Genomic DNA, 17229 nt, shown 5'->3' with positions numbered 1-17229 from the left:
CCTGAGATAATTTACGCCAGATTCTTCAGGCGATAGATCCACTCCAGCGCCTGACGCGGTGTCAGAGAATCTGGATCGAGATTCTCCAGCGCTTCGAGCGCCGGTGAGGTCTCTTCCGCCAGCGTCAGCAAAGACATCTGTGAGCCGTCAATCTGCGTTGCAGCAGCGTTCGGCGACAGGCTTTCCAGCTCGCGGAGTTTCTGGCGCGCGCGTTTAATCACCTCTTTTGGCACGCCCGCCAGCGCGGCAACGGCCAGGCCGTAGCTCTTGCTGGCCGCTCCGTCCTGCACCGTATGCATGAAAGCGATGGTATCGCCGTGCTCAAGCGCATCCAGATGAACGTTGGCGACACCCTCCATTTTCTCTGGCAGTTGCGTCAGTTCAAAATAGTGCGTCGCAAACAGGGTCAGGGCTTTAATCTTATTCGCCAGACTTTCAGCGCACGCCCATGCGAGGGAAAGACCATCGTAGGTAGAGGTACCACGACCGATCTCATCCATCAGCACCAGGCTGTTTTCCGTCGCGTTGTGCAGAATGTTGGCGGTTTCGGTCATCTCGACCATGAAGGTCGAGCGGCCACTGGCCAGATCGTCCGCCGCCCCCACGCGGGTGAAAATGCGATCAATAGGACCGATCTCCACACTCTGCGCCGGAACATAGCTGCCGATATAAGCCAGCAGGGCGATCAGCGCAGTCTGACGCATATAGGTACTTTTACCGCCCATGTTCGGGCCGGTGATGATCAGCATGCGACGCTGGGCAGAGAGATTCAGCGGGTTGGCGATAAACGGCTCGCTGAGCACCTGCTCAACCACCGGATGACGCCCTTCGGCAATGCGAATACCTGGTTTGTCGCTGAACGTCGGACAGGTGTAATTGAGCGTATCAGCGCGTTCTGCCAGGTTTACCAGCACATCCAGCTCGGCAAGCGCGCTTGCGCTCAACTGCATATCAGCCAGGTGCGGCAGGAGCGTGTCGAACAGCTCTTCATAAAGCTGCTTTTCCAATGCCAGGGCTTTGCCTTTGGAGGTAAGAACTTTGTCTTCGTACTCTTTCAGCTCTGGAATGATGTAGCGTTCGGCGTTCTTCAGCGTCTGGCGACGAACGTAGTGAATCGGCGCCATGTGACTCTGTCCACGACTGATTTGGATGTAATAGCCGTGAATCGCATTGTAGCCGACTTTCAGGGTATCCAGGCCCAGACGTTCGCGCTCGCGGATCTCAAGCTTATCCAGATAATCAGTGGCCCCGTCTGCCAGGGCGCGCCATTCGTCCAGCTCTTCGTTGTAACCCGGGGCAATCACACCGCCGTCGCGAACCAGCACCGGCGGCGCTTCCACAACCGCGCGCTCCAGCAGCTCGCGCAGCTCGGTAAATTCACCCATGCTTTCGCGCAGCTTTTGCACAGGCGCGCTGTCGACTTCCGCCAGCTGCGCGCGCAGTTCAGGCAACTGCTGAAAAGCGTGGCGCATACGGGCCAGATCGCGCGGACGCGCAGTACGCAGCGCGAGACGGGCCAGAATACGTTCCAGATCGCCCACCTGGCGCAGCACGGGCTGTAATTCTGTAAAGCGATCCTGCAGCGCGCCAATGGTCTGCTGGCGGCTTTTCAGCACAGCCGTATCGCGCACCGGCATATGCAGCCAGCGTTTAAGCATACGGCTGCCCATCGGCGTGACGGTACTGTCGAGCACCGCCGCGAGCGTGTTTTCAACCCCACCGGCCAGATTCTGAGTGATCTCCAGATTACGGCGCGTGGCGGCATCCATGATGATGCTGTCCTGTTGACGCTCCATGGTAATTGAGCGAATGTGCGGCAGGGTGGTGCGCTGCGTGTCTTTCACATACTGCAGCAGGCAGCCTGCAGCGCAGAGACCGCGCGGGGCGTTCTCTACACCAAAGCCAATCAGGTCGCGGGTGCCAAACTGCAGGTTTAACTGCTGGCGAGCCGTGTCAATTTCGAACTCCCACAGCGGGCGACGGCGCAGACCACGACGCCCTTCAATCAGGGCCATCTCGGCGAAATCTTCGGCGTAAAGCAGTTCCGCCGGATTGGTGCGCTGCAGCTCTGCAGCCATGGTTTCACGGTCGGCGGGTTCGCTCAGGCGAAAACGCCCGGAGCTAATATCCAGCGTGGCGTAGCCGTAGCCTTTGCTGTCCTGCCAGATGGCGGCGAGCAGGTTATCCTGACGCTCCTGCAACAGCGCTTCGTCGCTGATGGTACCCGGCGTAACGATGCGCACAACCTTGCGCTCAACGGGGCCTTTGGAGGTCGCCGGATCGCCTATCTGTTCGCAGATGGCAACGGACTCACCCTGATTCACCAGCTTCGCCAGATAGTTTTCCACTGCATGATGCGGGATCCCGGCCATCGGGATCGGTTCACCTGCTGACGCGCCACGTTTGGTCAGAGAGATGTCGAGCAGTTGCGACGCCCGTTTGGCATCGTCATAGAAAAGCTCGTAAAAGTCGCCCATACGATAAAACAGCAGAATTTCCGGATGCTGAGCTTTCAGCTTCAGGTACTGCTGCATCATCGGGGTATGCGCGGTTAAATTGTCGATTGTGCTCATGGAGTTATGATATCCATTTCTTTGAAATTGTTGCGTTTTGAGCGACCCACAGCTCGTTTATTCCCTCTATTGTCGCATGAAAAAATGGCGTGGCGCAGTAAAAAGTCGCGAGTTTACGCCGCCGCTTCATCCATCAGCTCAATGAGCAATTTCCCGTGTTCGACCCTCACCCGCACCTGCGAATTTGTTTTAAATCCTGCCTGTTCCAGCCAGTCGCCTTTCAGGCTGAGGGCGGGGTGTACGCTGTAGCGCTTCGGAATTTTGGTCTTCCGATCTTCGTGACGCTTTCTGAAATAGCCCACTTTAAGATGGCGATGGGGTTGAGCAATGATCATGTCAGACATAAAAACTCCCTTAAAAGCGGTCAGGATGGCTTTAGATTTGCCTGTATAAAATACCAGTAAAATGCGCCGGGAGTCGGTTTAAAACTGGAAGCGGCCTTCAGAAAATGAAATGCAAATGATGAAATCGGGCTGAAACAAGGGATATAAAAATGTATTATAAATGCACTTTATTAACCGGTAACGTGACATGTCAGGAAAACGCCTCTCCCGCGAAAAAGAGACTATCGGGAAAATGATTGCGCTGTATGAACAGCAATGCCCGGCGGCCACACATGAGGCAGGGCATTATCAGGCGCTGAAAGCCTATGCGGAAAAACGTCTGGATAAATGCGTGTTTGGTGAAGAGAAGCCCGCCTGCAAGCAGTGCCCGGTGCACTGTTACCAGCCCGCAAAACGCGAAGAGATGAAGCAGATTATGCGCTGGGCAGGGCCGCGAATGCTGTGGCGTCACCCGATTTTGACGATTCGTCATCTGATTGACGATCGCCGCCCGGTGCCAGAGCTGCCGGAAAAATATCGTCCGAAGACGTGATGCCGTGCCGGGCACGGCATACCGCGTCTAGACCAGCATATCCTTTTCAATACCCAGCCGTTTCATGCGTGAAAGCAGCGTGGTGCGCTTCAGCCCCAGGCGCTGCGCGGCACCTTTCGGCCCGGCGACCACGCCGTTGGTCTCTTTAAGAATGCGGACAATCAGCTGGTATTCGTCCTCACCCTCCTGCGGAAGTTCTGCCGCAGGCAGCGGATTTTCTGCAACCATCAGCTCCGGCAGAGAGAGCTGAAGCACGTTGCCGCGCGTTAACAGCACCGCACGCTCAATAACGTTTTCCAGCTCACGGACGTTGCCCGGCCACTCCATCGCGGAGAGCGTGCGCAGGGTTTCCGCCGGAATACTGTCGATATTGCGCCCCATCCGGCGGGCGATTTTGGCGGTAAAGGCTTTCACCAGCAGCGGAATGTCGTCCGGGCGCTCGCGCAGGGGAGGCAGGCAAATCGGGAACACGTTCAGGCGATAGTAGAGATCGTTACGGAACTCGCGATCGGCAACCATCTTTTTCAGATCGCGGTTAGTGGCGGCGATCAGGCGCACGTCGGTCTGGATCAGTTTGTTACTGCCGAGGCGTTCGAACTCCTGTTCCTGCAGCACGCGCAGCAGTTTTGGCTGCAGCTCCAGCGGCATATCGCCCACTTCATCGAGGAACAGCGAGCTTTTATCGGCCAGCTCAAAACGACCGATGCGCTGGGTACTTGCGCCCGTAAACGCCCCGCGTTCGTGACCAAACAGATCGCTCTCTAGCAGTCCTGCCGGCATCGCCGCGCAGTTCATTTTCACCATTCGGCGGCTATTGCGGTTGCTCAGATTGTGGATCGCGCGGGCGATCAGCTCTTTACCGGTGCCGGTTTCGCCGAGGATCAGCACCGTGCTGTCGCTCTGGGCCACCATCTCCACCTGCTTGAGCACGCTGAACATCGCGTCGCTGCGGCCAATGATCTCGCCGAATTCGCTGTCGACATTGTTCAGCTGTTCCGTCAGAGCCAGGTTCTCATCCACCAGCCGCTCTTTCAGACGGTGAATCTCCTGATACGCCAGCGCATTATCGAGGGCGATGGCGATGCGCTCGGCAATCTGGCGCAGCAGCTTTAAGTTGGTAGTGGTAAAGATGTGCTCTTCACACTGAGCCAGTTTCAGTACGCCGAGCATGGTGTTGCCGGACATCAGCGGCAGCAGGCACAGGGTCTGGATCTGGTTGCCCCAGGAGTTAAACAGCATTCGCTCGTAGGGGGCCAGCTCGTCGCGCTCGCTCAGATTGAGCAGCAGCATCTCTTTGTTTTTAAACACCTGTTCGGACAAGGTTCCGGCCTCGTCGACTTCGCTCTGCTCATGGGCGGGATTCGTTTCATCCAGATAGTGCGTGGAATGAATGGTCAGTTTGCCCTTGCGATGACCCCGCAGCACGATGCTGATGGCGTCTATTTTGAAGTAGTGATGGATCTCTTTGGCGACTTCGCTCACCAGCTCGTCCATGTCCAGCCGGGAGAGCACCGCGTTGGTAATCGCGACCAGAATGCGGAAGTTATCACGCTCGCGGCTCAGCAGATCGTAGTCGACATTATCCGTGACCCGGCTGTGGATCTGCTCCGCCACCACGCTGACAATTTGCGTAAAGGTATGCAGGCGCTCGTACTCCGCCTCGCTCCAGGGCTGATCGGCGTTACGGATAAACTCACAGCCGCCGAAGATACGCCCATCCACCGCCAGTGGCAGCAGGCAGTAATGACCGAAGGGCGCATATAGCGGGCTTTCGGCAAGCCGTGGCCAGGCCTGGCGAAACTCGTCGAAATTGCAGTGCAGGGCGTCCGGGCGCGACAGAATACGACGCACCGGGCCGTGCGCCAGCACCGTTTCATCTTCATATTCGACAGGCTTGCCGTTATCGCGCGTAGCATAGTAGCTGGCGCGATGACTGGTGCTGTTCCAGAGCACAATCGCGGCGCTGTCTGCGAGGGCAGACTGCCTGACCAGCCGTGTGAGGGCATCGCTCAGTGAACCCAGGTCGGGCTGCTGTAAAAGTGTACGCGTAATATCAAACAGCCCTTGCTGTCCAAGATCGCTCATCGGTGTATACGACATATCGCTTCCAAAGAAACTGGCAAAAAAAGAGAAACAGTGCTGACCGCTTTTCGCGCGGTTCTAGCAAATTCGGGGTAACGGTTCTGAGTGTGGTAAATCCAGTGTGCGCTTGATGCCATACAGGCCGGTCAGTCGCACCCCTTTGCGCTCCACCACCTCCCCAACGATCGCGGCGTTCTGCCCCAGCGGATGGCTGCGCAGCTGTGCCAGTATGTTTTCGGCTGCGCTGCGTTCAACGCCAATCAGCAGTTTGCCTTCGTTGGCAAAGTTTAGCGGATCCAGACCAAGCAGTTCGCACAGCCCGCGCACCGCCGGTTTGACGGGCAGTTGGCTTTCTACCAGCTCAATGCCGCAGCCGCTGGCGGCGGCGAACTCATGGGCCACCGCATTTACGCCGCCGCGCGTGGCATCGCGCAGGGCTTTAACGCCTGCGCAGTTGCGCAAAGTCTGGATAAGCGGTGTCAGCACCGCGCAGTCGCTGCGCAGTTCGCCGTCCAGCCCCAGCCCTTCGCGCAGATTCAGGATCGTCGCGCCGTGACAGCCCAGCATTCCGCTCACCAGCAGCACATCACCGACGGTAAGCTGCTGCGCCCCCCAGTGGATCTCCGCCGGGATCGCGCCCATGCCTGCGGTATTGATAAACAGTTTGTCTGCTGCGCCGCGCTGCACCACTTTGGTATCGCCAGTCACAATCGAAATACCCGCGTCGCGCGCGGTCTGCGCCATGCTGTTGACGACGGTGGTTAACGTTTCCATCGGCAGGCCCTCTTCGAGGATAAAGCCGCAGGAGAGATAGCGGGGGATTGCACCGCTTACCGCCACATCATTCGCCGTGCCGCACACCGCCAGCTTGCCGATATCACCGCCGGGGAAAAACAGCGGGTCGATGACGTAGCTGTCGGTGGAAAACGCCAGCCGGTCACCCTGCGCGGTGAGGGAAGAGAGCGCGATACGCGCCTGATCTTCCTGCTCTGCCAGCCAGGGGTTATCAAAGGCCGCCATAAACAGCCGGCCAATAAGCTGCTGCATCGCCTGGCCGCCGCTGCCGTGGGCCATTTCCACCGTATTCATGCTTCACACTCCTGATTGCGGTACTGATACCACGCGGCGCAGGCCCCTTCGGACGAGACCATCAGCGCGCCAAACGCCGTTTGCGGATTACAGGTGTTGCCAAATAACGGGCATTGATGCGGTTTGCATTTGCCGGTTAACACCGCCCCACAGCGGGCTCGGGGATCGTCGCACACCTGCTGCGGCTGCGGGCGAAAATGCGCTTCGGCGTCGAATGCCTGATACGCGGCGGTCAGATGCACGCCGGACTGCGCGATCAAACCTAGCCCGCGCCATTCGCTGTCGCCTTCGACGCTAAACACTTCGGCGATGGCCTGCTGCGCCAGCCGGTTGCCCGCATCGGGGACCACGCGGCGGTACTGATTTTCTACCGAACTCAGGGCTGCTATTTTCTGCTCAACCAGCATGTTCACGCCTTGTAGTAGATCAAGTGGTTCGAATCCAGCCACCACTAATGGGCGATGATACTCTGCGGCGATAAACCCATAGGCCTCGGTGCCTATCACCATGCTGACGTGGCCCGGTGCCAGAAACGCATCGATCCCGTTGTCGGGTTCGTCCAGAAGGCTGCGCAGGGTCGGGATAAGCGTAATGTGCTGACAGAAAAAGAAAAAATTGGTCAGATTCTGCTTTTTTGCCTGCTGTAGGGTGATGGCCGTGGCGGGCATGGTGGTTTCAAACCCCAGGCCGAAAAAGACCACTTTGCGCGCCGGATTCTCTGCCGCCAGCTTGAGGGCATCCATCGGCGAGTAGACGATTCGCACATCCGCGCCGCGTGCGCGGGCCTGCATCAGCGAACCGTTTTTCCCCGGCACGCGCATCGCGTCGCCAAAGGTGCAAAAAATAACGTCCGGCTGGCGGGCAATCTCAATGCAGCTGTCGATGCGGCCCATCGGCAGCACGCACACCGGACAGCCAGGGCCGTGGATAAATTCGATGTTATCGGGCAGGAGCTGATCGAGACCGAATTTAAAGATCGCATGGGTGTGGCCGCCGCACACTTCCATGATGCGCAGCGGGCGCTCTGCGGTGTAATCCAGCCGGGCAGCGCGCGTTTTCAGGTGTGCGATAAGCTGCATCACCTGTTCCGGCGCGCGATATTCATCAACGTAGCGCATGATTTATCGCTCCTCGCCAAACAGCAGGGCGCCGACGTCTGGCTCCACTTCAAACATATTTTGCAGCGCCGCCAGGGTGTCACGGGCCTCGGCTTCGTTAATCACGCTCATGGCGAATCCTACGTGCACCAGAACCCACTGGCCGAGGCGCGAGGCACCGTTTTCGTCAACCGCGCCCACCAGCGTTAAATCGACATCGCGCAGTATGCCGCAGACGTCCACTTTGGCCTGATTACCGTCGATATCGCGGATGTGTCCCGGAACGCCTATGCACATCGTTCGTTCTCCAGCCAGGCCAGCCAGCTCTCCATGCCGTCGCCCTTGGTGGCGGAAACCAGCAAAATTTTAATCTCCGGGTTCACTTCCCGGGCAAAGGCCAGGCACTTCTCAACGTCAAAATTGAGATAGGGCAGCAGGTCGACTTTGTTAAGCAACATCAGCGAGGCGGCGGCAAACATATGCGGATATTTCAGCGGCTTGTCCTCGCCCTCGGTCACCGACAGCACCGCCACTTTATGCCGTTCGCCGAGATCAAAACTGGCCGGGCAGACCAGGTTGCCGACGTTTTCGATAAACAGAATGCCGTTATCGGCAAGAGGCAGACGCGGCGCGGCGTCGGCAATCATCTGCGCATCCAGATGACAGCCTTTGCCCGTATTCACCTGAATGGCCGGGGTGCCGGTTTCACGAATGCGCGCCGCGTCATTAACGGTCTGCTGATCGCCTTCGATTACCGCGCAGGAGACGCGGTGATTGAGACGTTTAAGGGTTTCCGTCAGCAGCGTGGTTTTACCGGAACCGGGGCTGGACACCAGGTTCAGCACTAATTGCTGACGAGCGGCGAAACGCGCGCGGTTGCGGGCGGCGAGCTGGTTGTTCTTATCCAGCACGTTAATTTCGACCTCCAGCATTTTGCGCTGGCTCATACCTGGCGCATGCGTGCCCGCTTCACCGTGGCCGTAGTGCAGATCGCCCGCGTCAGACTGTTTCGGGGCAAAAGTGATGCCGGTCAGCGCCGCCACTTTGCGCGGGGCGGGAGAGAAGGGCGCGGAGCGAAACGCGGAGTGGGGGCGATGCTCGTCCCCTTCGATATACAGGTTGCCTTCGGCGCAACCGCAGGTACTACACATGATTTACTCCTGGTCTATTTCGAGGCGCTGGATCTGCAAACCGTCGTCCGCGACGATGCGAAGCTCGGTGTTCTGACACTGCGGGCAGCTTCGCACTTTCGATGACAGCAACGTGACGTACTGCTGGCAGGTCTCGCACCAGCATTCGGCCTGCTGCTCTTCGAGATGCAGCTCGCAGCCTTCTGCCAGCGTGTCGCGACACACCAGCTCAAAGCAAAAGGTGAGGGCACCTGGCTCTACGCAGGAAAATGCCCCGACTTTGAGCCATACGCCGGTGACGCGTTTTGCGTGGTGCTGCTTCGCCTGCTGTTCGATAAGTTCCAGCGCTCGCTGGCAGAGGGTGATTTCGTGCATGACGCCTCCTCGGTGATTTGGGGCGGTGATGCAATAACGATGCCAGCCTGATTTAGGAAAGGGAGTGTCGATGACGGCGCTGACGAAATGACACGTCGACACACGCATTTTGACAGTCTGTTTTATTTTTAAATTGTTAATTATCAATAAGATAAAAACTGGCACAAAATCTGCTTAACAGCCGCTATCTCCATTAACCGGATACCTGAGATGACTATTTGGGAACTTAGCGAAAAAGCGGATTACATTGCGCAACGCCATCAACAATTACAGGAGCAGTGGCACCTCTACTGCAACTCATTGGTTCAGGGCATCACCCTGTCAAAAGCCCATCTGCACCACGCGATGAGCTGTGCGGCGCAAGAGGATTTGTGCTTCATCCTGTTTGGCCACTTTACGATTTACGTCACCCTGGCCGATGCCTTTAACAGCCACGTCATTGAGTATCACGTCGAGACCAAAGATGGCGACAGACAGCGGATTGCCCAGGCGCAGCTGATGATCGACGGCATGGTTGACGGCCACGTCAGCACCCGCGATCGCCACCAGGTGCTTGAACACTATCTGGAAAAAATCGCGCCGGTTTACAACGGCCTCTATTCCGCGGTCGAGCACAATTTGCCGGTGAATCTGCAGTCGCTTACCAGCGAACCGCACACGGCCTGATGCTTGCGTGTCGAGATGTGTCGATATGGCACGTCCGTCGTCAAAAATGACACTGTCCTGAGGACTACCCGGTGAACCGTTTTGTAATTGCTGACTCGACGGTCTGTATTGGCTGCCACACCTGTGAAGCGGCGTGTTCCGAAACACACCGCCTGCACGGGCTGCAGTCCATGCCGCGCCTGCGCGTTATGCGTAATGAAAAAGAGTCTGCCCCGCAGCTCTGCCATCAATGTGAGGATGCCCCCTGTGCGGGCGTCTGTCCTGTGAATGCCATCAACCGTATCGATGGTGCTGTTCAGCTGAACGAAAGCCTGTGCGTAAGCTGCAAACTGTGCGGCATCGCCTGTCCGTTTGGCGCGATTGAATTTTCTGGCAGCCGCCCGCTGCATATTCCGGCCAATGCCAATTCGCCAAAAGCGCCACCTGCGCCTCCCGCACCGGCTCGCGTCAGTACCCTGCTGGACTGGGTGCCGGGCGTGCGCGCCGTGGCGGTGAAGTGCGATCTGTGCAGCTTTGACGAACAAGGCCCCGCCTGCGTACGCACCTGCCCAACTAAAGCGCTGATTCTGGTCAATATCCACGATATCGCTCGCACCAGTAAGCGCAAACGCGAACTGACCATTAATACCGACTTTGGCGATCTGTCGCTGTTTCAGGCGCAAAACGAGGGGGCGAAATGAACGCTGTCTATCTGATTAACAGCGCCGTAGCCTGCTTTGCTGCGACGGCGGTGCTGGCGCTGGTCTTCTCTTTTCACAAAACCCTCAGCGGATGGATTGCCGGAATCGGCGGCGCGGCGGGGAGTGTCATCACGGCGATAGCCGGATTCATGGTGTTGACGCAGGGTGTCCATGCAGAAGGCGTCATGCCGCTGATTCGCCACACTCTTCAGCTCACGCCGCTGAATGCGATCTGGCTGGTGACCTTTGGCCTGTGCGGGCTGTTTGTCAGTCTGTTTAATATTGACTGGCACCGTCACCCGCAGACCAAACCGAACGGTCTGCTCGTCAATCTGCTGCTCGCAGCCGCCGTCTGTACCGTGGTGGCCAGCAACCTGGCCGCGCTGGTCGTAATGGCGGAGATCATGGCGCTGTGCGGAGTGTTCCTCACGGGATGCAGCCCGTCCGGCAAACTGTGGTTTTTCCTGGGACGTCTCGGCACCCTTTTACTGGCGCTCACCTGCTGGCTGGTGTGGCAGCGCTACGGCACGCTTGACCTGGATCTGCTGAGCGCTCGCGCGCAGTTGCTGCCGTTTGGGGCCGATATCTGGCTTTCTGGCGTGGTCGGCTTTGGTCTGCTGGCGGGGATTATTCCGCTGCACGGCTGGGTGCCGCAGGCACACGCCACTGCGTCAGCGCCCGCCGCGACGCTGTTCTCGACGGTGGTGATGAAAGTCGGTCTGTTTGGCATCCTCACGCTTTCGCTTATCGGTGGCCAACCGCCGCTGTGGTGGGGCGTAGTGCTGTTGATTGCCGGGATGATCACCGCCTTTGTCGGCGGGCTGTACGCCCTGATGGAGCACAACATCCAGCGTCTGCTGGCGTATCACACCCTTGAAAACATCGGCATCATCCTGCTTGGCTTAGGCGCGGGTGTAACGGGGCTGGCACTGAACCATCCGGCGCTGGTCGCCGCCGGGTTTATCGGCGGGCTGTACCATCTGGTTAACCATAGCCTGTTTAAAAGCACTCTGTTCCTGGGGGCGGGCAGCGTCTGGTTCCGCACCGGGCATCGCGATATCGAAAAGCTGGGCGGTATCGGTAAAAAAATGCCGCTGATTTCGCTCGCGATGCTGGTGGGGTTGATGGCGATGGCCGCACTGCCGCCGCTCAACGGTTTTGCCGGTGAGTGGGTGATCTATCAGTCCTTCTTTGCGCTGGGTCAGAGCGACCTCTTTATTGCCCGTCTGCTCGGGCCAATGCTGGCGGTCGGCCTCGCGATCACCGGGGCGCTGGCGGTGATGTGTATGGCGAAAGTTTACGGCGTCACCTTCCTTGGCGCACCGCGCACTCCGGAGGCAGAAAATGCCCGATGTGCACCGGCACTGATGACCGCAAGCGTGGTTCTGCTGGCCCTGTGCTGCATCGCGGGTGGCGTTGCCGTGCCGTGGCTGCTGCCGCTGCTGGGGAGTGCGGTTCCGCTACCGCTCACGACCGCGCACACCGCCGTTTCCCAGCCGATGATTGCCCTGCTGCTGATCGCCGCGCCGCTGTTGCCGCTGGTGCTGATGATGTTCTTCAAACGCGACCGTCTGCCTGCGCGTTCACGCGGAACGGCATGGGCGTGCGGGTACGAGCACGAACAATCGATGGTCATCACCGCCCACGGTTTTGCGATGCCGGTGAAAGAGAACTTCGCCTTTGTCCTGAAACTGCGCCACGCGCTGAACCCGGTGAAGGTGATTCCCGGCTGGCAAAGCGCGGCTGCACCGACGCTGTTCCGTCGTCTCGCCGTGATCGAGCTGGCGGTGCTGGTGGTGATTGTGATTTCACGAGGAGCCTGACATGAGTCTGTTACTGGCATTACTTCAGGCGCTGGTGTTATTCGCCGTTGCGCCACTGCTTTCGGGCATTACCCGCGTGGCCCGCGCCCGGATGCACAATCGTCGCGGTCCAGGCGTGCTTCAGGAGTACCGTGACCTCATCAAACTGATGGGTCGTCAGAGCATCGCCCCGGATGCGTCCGGCTGGGTGTTCCGCCTGACGCCGTTCGTGATGGTCGGCGTGATGCTGACCATCGCCACCGCGCTGCCGGTGGTGACCGTCGCGTCGCCTCTGCCGGTGCTCGGCGATCTGATCACCCTGATCTACCTCTTCGCTATCGCGCGCTTTTTCTTTGCAATTGCAGGGCTGGATACGGGCAGTCCGTTTACCGGTATCGGCGCCAGCCGCGAAGCGATGCTCGGCGTGCTGGTGGAACCGATCCTGCTGCTGGGCCTGTGGGTGGCCGCGCAGGTCGCGGGTTCCACCCATATCAGCTTTATCACTGACACGGTTTATCACTGGCCGGTTACGCGCACCGTTCCGCTGCTGCTGGCGCTCTGCGCCTGTGCCTTCGCCACCTTTATTGAGATGGGAAAACTGCCCTTTGACCTCGCGGAAGCGGAGCAGGAGCTGCAGGAAGGGCCGCTCACGGAGTACAGCGGCTACGGCTTTGCGGTGCTGAAGTGGGGCATCAGCCTCAAACAGCTGGTGGTCCTGCAAATGTTTGTCGGCGTCTTCTTCCCGTGGGGGCAGATGACACACTTCTCGGCGGCGGGTTTGCTGCTGGCAGTGGTTATCGCCGTGCTCAAGCTGGTGGCGGGGGTGCTGATTATCGCGCTGTTTGAAAACAGCATGGCGCGACTGCGTTTCAACGCCACGTCGCGCGTCACCTGGGCCGGTTTTGGGTTCGCATTTTTAGCCTTCGTCTCCTTGCTGGTGGCGTGATTACAGAGAGTCTTAGCATGTCTGAAGAAAAAGTAGGTCAACAGTATCTTGCCGCACTACATCAGGCGTTTCCCGGCGTGGTGCTGGAGGAGAGCTGGCAGACCAAAGACCAGATCACCGTCACCATCAAGGTGAACTACCTGCCGGAAGTGGTGGAGTTTCTCTATTACCAGCAGGGCGGCTGGCTATCGGTACTGTTCGGCAACGATGAGCGTCAGCTGTGCGGCAACTACGCGGTTTACTACGTGCTGTCGATGGAGCAGGGCGTGAAGTGCTGGCTCACGGTGCGCGTTGAAGTCGATCCGAATAAACCGGAATACCCGTCCGTCACGCCGCGCGTGCCTGCCGCCGTCTGGGGCGAGCGCGAAGTGCGCGACATGTACGGCCTGGTGGCGGTTGGCCTGCCGGATGAACGCCGTCTGGTGCTGCCCGACGACTGGCCGGATGAACTCTATCCGCTGCGCAAAGACAGCATGGATTATCGCCAGCGTCCGGCGCCGACGACCGACAGCGAAACTTACGAGTTCATCAACGAACTCGGCAGCAAAAAGAACAACGTGGTGCCGATTGGCCCGCTGCACGTCACCTCTGATGAACCGGGCCACTTCCGCCTGTTTGTCGACGGCGAGAACATTATCGACGCCGATTACCGCCTGTTCTACGTCCATCGCGGCATGGAAAAACTGGCGGAAACCCGTATGGGTTACAACGAAGTCACCTTCCTGTCGGATCGCGTGTGTGGCATCTGCGGCTTTGCCCACAGCACCGCCTACACCACCTCGGTGGAAAACGGCATGGGCATTGTGGTGCCTGAGCGTGCGCAGATGATCCGCGCCATTCTGCTGGAGGTCGAGCGCCTGCACTCACACCTGCTGAACCTCGGCCTCGCCTGTCACTTCGTCGGCTTTGATTCCGGGTTTATGCAGTTCTTCCGCGTGCGTGAAGCGTCGATGAAGATGGCGGAAATCCTCACCGGGGCGCGTAAAACGTATGGTCTGAACCTGATCGGCGGGATTCGCCGCGATCTGCTGAAAGATGACATGATCCAGACCCGCCTGCTGGCACAGCAGATGCGCCGCGATGTGCAGGATCTGGTGGATATGCTTCTGAGCACGCCAAATATCGAGCAGCGTACCGTCGGTGTGGGCCGTCTCGATCCGCAGATCGCCCGCGACTTCAGCAACGTCGGCCCAATGGTGCGCGCCAGCGGTCACGCCCGCGATACCCGCGCCGATCACCCGTTTGTCGGTTACGGTCTGTTGCCGATGACCGTACACAGCGAGCAGGGCTGCGACGTTATCTCGCGTCTGAAAGTGCGTATTAACGAAGTCTTTACTGCCCTGAATATGATCGATTTTGGTCTGGATAATCTGCCCGGCGGTCCGCTGGCGGTGGAAGGCTTTACCTATATCCCGAACCGTTTTGCGCTCGGGTTCGCCGAGGCGCCACGCGGGGATGATATCCACTGGAGCATGACTGGCGATAACCAGAAGCTCTACCGCTGGCGCTGCCGTGCGGCGACCTACGCCAACTGGCCGACCCTGCGCTACATGCTGCGCGGCAATACGGTCTCTGATGCGCCGCTGATCATCGGCAGCCTCGATCCTTGCTACTCCTGTACCGACCGCATGACGGTGGTGGATGTGCGCAAGAAGAAAAGCCAGGTGGTGCCGTACAAAGAGCTTGAACGCTACAGCATCGAGCGCAAGAACTCGCCGCTGAAATAAGGAATCGTCATGTTTACCTTTATCAAAAAAGTGATCAAAACCGGTACGGTCACCAGCCGTTATCCGCTTGAGCCGATGCCGGTCGATAAAAACTTTCGCGGCAAACCAGAGCACAACCCGCAGCAGTGCATCGGCTGTGCGGCGTGCGTTAACGCCTGCCCGTCGAATGCCCTGACGGTGGAGACGGATCTGGCGACGAATCAGCTGGCCTGGCAGTTCAACCTCGGGCGCTGCATTTTTTGTGGCCGCTGTGAAGAGGTCTGCCCGACGGCGGCGATTAAGCTGTCGCAGGAGTACGAGCTGGCGGTGTGGAAAAAAGAGGATTTCCTCCAGCAGTCGCGTTTTGACCTGTGCCACTGCCGCGTTTGCCAGCATGCGTTCGCCGTACAAAAAGAGATCGATTACGCCATTGCGTTGCTGAAACACAACGGTGATGCGCGCGCCGAAATGCACCGGGAAGGGTTTGAAACCTGCCCGGAATGCAAGCGTCAGAAATGCCTGCTGCCGTCCGACCGCATTGATATCACCCGCCACATGAGAGAAGCCAGCTGATGAATAATTTACTCGGCCCGCGCGACGATAACGGCATTCCGGTGCCGATGACGGTGGACGAATCCATCGCGAGCATGAAAGCCTCCCTGCTGAAAAACATCAAACGTTCCGCCTACGTCTACCGCGTGGACTGCGGCGGCTGCAACGGCTGCGAAATCGAAATCTTCGCCACCCTGTCGCCGCTGTTTGATGCCGAACGTTTTGGTATCAAAGTGGTGCCATCCCCGCGCCACGCGGACATTCTGCTGTTTACCGGCGCGGTGACGCGCGCGATGCGATCTCCGGCGCTGCGCGCCTGGCAATCGGCGCCGGATCCAAAAATTTGTATCTCCTACGGCGCCTGCGGCAACAGCGGCGGGATCTTCCACGATCTCTACTGCGTGTGGGGCGGCACCGACAAAATCGTGCCGGTGGATGTGTATATCCCTGGCTGCCCACCGACGCCCGCGGCGACGCTGTACGGTTTTGCTATGGCGCTGGGTCTGCTGGAGCAGAAAATTCACGCTCGCGCCCCGGGTGAGCTGGACAATCAGCCCGCGCAGATTTTGCACCCGGATATGGTGCAGCCTCTGCGCGTGAAGGTCGATCGCACGGCGCGACGCCTCGCCGGGTATCGCTATGGCCGCCAGATTGCCGATGACTATCTGCGTCTGTTGAGCCAGGGCGAGCATCAGGTGGCGCGCTGGCTGGAGGCGGAGAAAGATCCGCGTCTGAACGAGATCGTGGCAAACCTGGACCAGGTGGTGGATGAGGCGCGTATCCGATGAGTGAAAAGGTAGTGTTCAGTCAGCTGAGCCGTAAATTTATCGATGAGAACGACGCGACGCCGGATGCAGCCCAGCAGGTGGTCTATTACAGCCTGGCGATTGGCCACCATCTCGGGGTGATCGACTGTTTAGAGGCGGCGCTGAGCTGTCCGTGGCAGGACTATCTGGCGTGGATCGGCACGCTGGAGGCGGGCAGCACGGCACGACGCAAAATGGAAGGTGTGCCGAAGTATGGCGAGATCGTCATCGACAGCAATCACATCGCCATGCTGGCGAATGCCTTCGATGCGGCGCTCGCAGTGCAAACCCCTGAGCAGCAGGCGTGGAGCAAGACGGTGCTCAGTATGCTGCACGATATTCATCAGGAGAGCGCCATCTACCTGATGGTGAGGAGATTACGTGACTGACGTTTTACTGTGTGTGGGTAACAGCATGATGGGCGACGACGGCGCAGGCCCGCTGCTGGCGGAAATGTGCTTCGCACATCCGCAGGGTAACTGGCAGGTGATCGACGGCGGCAGCGCGCCGGAAAATGACGTGGTTGCCCTTCGGGAGCTGCGCCCGGACCGGCTGCTGATTGTCGATGCCACCGACATGGGGCTAAACCCCGGCGAAATCCGCCTCATCGACCCGGACGACATTGCTGAGATGTTCATGATGACCACTCACAATATGCCGCTCAACTATCTGGTCGATCAGATTAAAGACGACGTGGGCGAGGTGCTGTTTTTGGGCATTCAGCCGGATATTGTCGGCTTTTATTATCCGATGACTCCCGCGATAAAAGCGGCGGTGGAAACGGTCTATTCCCGGCTTGCAGGATGGGCAGGGGACGGGGGTTTTGCACGACTCTGAGAGGTGAATGCC

General features: G+C 58.7%; 18 protein-coding genes. 10 read left to right on the top strand and 8 right to left on the bottom strand.

Annotated features, from left to right (window positions below; genetic code table 11):
• Positions 1-11: 11 nt before the first annotated feature.
• The gene (mutS, locus tag ETG88_RS07140; protein ID WP_129035049.1) at positions 12-2573 is read right to left on the bottom strand and encodes a DNA mismatch repair protein MutS; all 2562 of its coding nucleotides are present in this window, start codon (positions 2571-2573) and stop codon (positions 12-14) included.
• A 113-nt stretch (positions 2574-2686) separates the two neighbouring features.
• On the bottom strand, positions 2687-2917 hold the full coding sequence (locus tag ETG88_RS07135; protein ID WP_102105440.1) for a SymE family type I addiction module toxin: 231 nt from the start codon (positions 2915-2917) through the stop codon (positions 2687-2689).
• 187 nt (positions 2918-3104) lie between these two features.
• Between ETG88_RS07135 and ETG88_RS07130 the strand changes: the two genes are divergently transcribed.
• Positions 3105-3449 carry a nitrous oxide-stimulated promoter family protein gene (locus ETG88_RS07130; RefSeq protein ID WP_100779146.1) on the top strand — a complete coding sequence of 115 codons (345 nt, stop codon included), beginning with the start codon at positions 3105-3107 and terminating at the stop codon, positions 3447-3449.
• A gap of 27 nt (positions 3450-3476) precedes the next feature.
• Here the strand turns inward: ETG88_RS07130 and flhA are convergent, their stop codons facing one another.
• Genes flhA through hypA form a run of 6 tightly spaced genes read right to left on the bottom strand, consistent with a single transcriptional unit; the run spans position 3477 to position 9222 of the window.
• Positions 3477-5549, bottom strand: coding sequence for a formate hydrogenlyase transcriptional activator FlhA (flhA, locus tag ETG88_RS07125; protein WP_102105438.1), 2073 nt, complete (start codon positions 5547-5549; stop codon positions 3477-3479).
• Positions 5550-5609: 60 nt separating this feature from the next.
• On the bottom strand, positions 5610-6620 hold the full coding sequence (hypE, locus tag ETG88_RS07120) for a hydrogenase expression/formation protein HypE (protein WP_129035048.1): 1011 nt from the start codon (positions 6618-6620) through the stop codon (positions 5610-5612).
• Positions 6617-7738 carry a hydrogenase formation protein HypD gene (gene hypD / locus ETG88_RS07115; protein ID WP_129035047.1) on the bottom strand — a complete coding sequence of 374 codons (1122 nt, stop codon included), beginning with the start codon at positions 7736-7738 and terminating at the stop codon, positions 6617-6619. Before hypD ends, hypE begins: the two co-directional genes overlap by 4 nt.
• A 3-nt stretch (positions 7739-7741) precedes the next feature.
• Positions 7742-8014 carry a HypC/HybG/HupF family hydrogenase formation chaperone gene (locus ETG88_RS07110; RefSeq protein WP_129035046.1) on the bottom strand — a complete coding sequence of 91 codons (273 nt, stop codon included), beginning with the start codon at positions 8012-8014 and terminating at the stop codon, positions 7742-7744.
• Positions 8005-8868, bottom strand: coding sequence for a hydrogenase nickel incorporation protein HypB (hypB, locus tag ETG88_RS07105; RefSeq protein WP_129035045.1), 864 nt, complete (start codon positions 8866-8868; stop codon positions 8005-8007). The genes ETG88_RS07110 and hypB overlap by 10 nt, the downstream gene beginning before the upstream one ends.
• Positions 8869-8871: 3 nt before the next feature.
• Complete coding sequence (gene hypA, locus ETG88_RS07100; protein WP_129035044.1) at positions 8872-9222, bottom strand: hydrogenase maturation nickel metallochaperone HypA; 351 nt, start codon at positions 9220-9222, stop codon at positions 8872-8874.
• A 210-nt stretch (positions 9223-9432) separates the two neighbouring features.
• Here hypA and hycA point away from each other — a divergent pair, with 210 nt between their 5' ends.
• From hycA to hycI, 9 genes are all read left to right on the top strand, one after another.
• Positions 9433-9888, top strand: coding sequence for a formate hydrogenlyase regulator HycA (gene hycA / locus ETG88_RS07095; protein ID WP_100779153.1), 456 nt, complete (start codon positions 9433-9435; stop codon positions 9886-9888).
• Positions 9889-9959: 71 nt separating this feature from the next.
• The gene (locus tag ETG88_RS07090; RefSeq protein ID WP_100779154.1) at positions 9960-10568 is read left to right on the top strand and encodes a 4Fe-4S dicluster domain-containing protein; all 609 of its coding nucleotides are present in this window, start codon (positions 9960-9962) and stop codon (positions 10566-10568) included.
• Entirely contained in the window at positions 10565-12391 is a 1827-nt protein-coding gene (hycC, locus tag ETG88_RS07085; protein ID WP_129035043.1) for a formate hydrogenlyase subunit 3, read from the top strand. Before ETG88_RS07090 ends, hycC begins: the two co-directional genes overlap by 4 nt.
• Position 12392: 1 nt before the next feature.
• A complete protein-coding gene (locus ETG88_RS07080; RefSeq protein WP_100779156.1) occupies positions 12393-13316 on the top strand; it encodes a respiratory chain complex I subunit 1 family protein in 924 nt (307 codons plus the stop codon).
• A 17-nt stretch (positions 13317-13333) separates the two neighbouring features.
• Positions 13334-15043, top strand: coding sequence for a hydrogenase large subunit (locus ETG88_RS07075; protein ID WP_102105431.1), 1710 nt, complete (start codon positions 13334-13336; stop codon positions 15041-15043).
• A 9-nt stretch (positions 15044-15052) separates the two neighbouring features.
• The gene (locus ETG88_RS07070) at positions 15053-15595 is read left to right on the top strand and encodes a formate hydrogenlyase complex iron-sulfur subunit (protein ID WP_129035042.1); all 543 of its coding nucleotides are present in this window, start codon (positions 15053-15055) and stop codon (positions 15593-15595) included.
• On the top strand, positions 15595-16362 hold the full coding sequence (locus ETG88_RS07065; protein ID WP_100779159.1) for an NADH-quinone oxidoreductase subunit B family protein: 768 nt from the start codon (positions 15595-15597) through the stop codon (positions 16360-16362). Before ETG88_RS07070 ends, ETG88_RS07065 begins: the two co-directional genes overlap by 1 nt.
• Positions 16359-16769 carry a formate hydrogenlyase maturation HycH family protein gene (locus ETG88_RS07060; RefSeq protein WP_100779160.1) on the top strand — a complete coding sequence of 137 codons (411 nt, stop codon included), beginning with the start codon at positions 16359-16361 and terminating at the stop codon, positions 16767-16769. Before ETG88_RS07065 ends, ETG88_RS07060 begins: the two co-directional genes overlap by 4 nt.
• On the top strand, positions 16762-17217 hold the full coding sequence (gene hycI, locus ETG88_RS07055; RefSeq protein WP_129035041.1) for a hydrogenase maturation peptidase HycI: 456 nt from the start codon (positions 16762-16764) through the stop codon (positions 17215-17217). Before ETG88_RS07060 ends, hycI begins: the two co-directional genes overlap by 8 nt.
• The last annotated feature ends 12 nt before the right edge of the window (positions 17218-17229 follow it).

This window comes from Lelliottia nimipressuralis (assembly GCF_004115925.1).
Classification (GTDB): Bacteria; Pseudomonadota; Gammaproteobacteria; order Enterobacterales; family Enterobacteriaceae; genus Enterobacter; species Enterobacter nimipressuralis.
The sequence above is the reverse complement of the archived record's forward strand: the minus strand, read 5'-3'. Positions and strand labels throughout refer to the sequence as shown.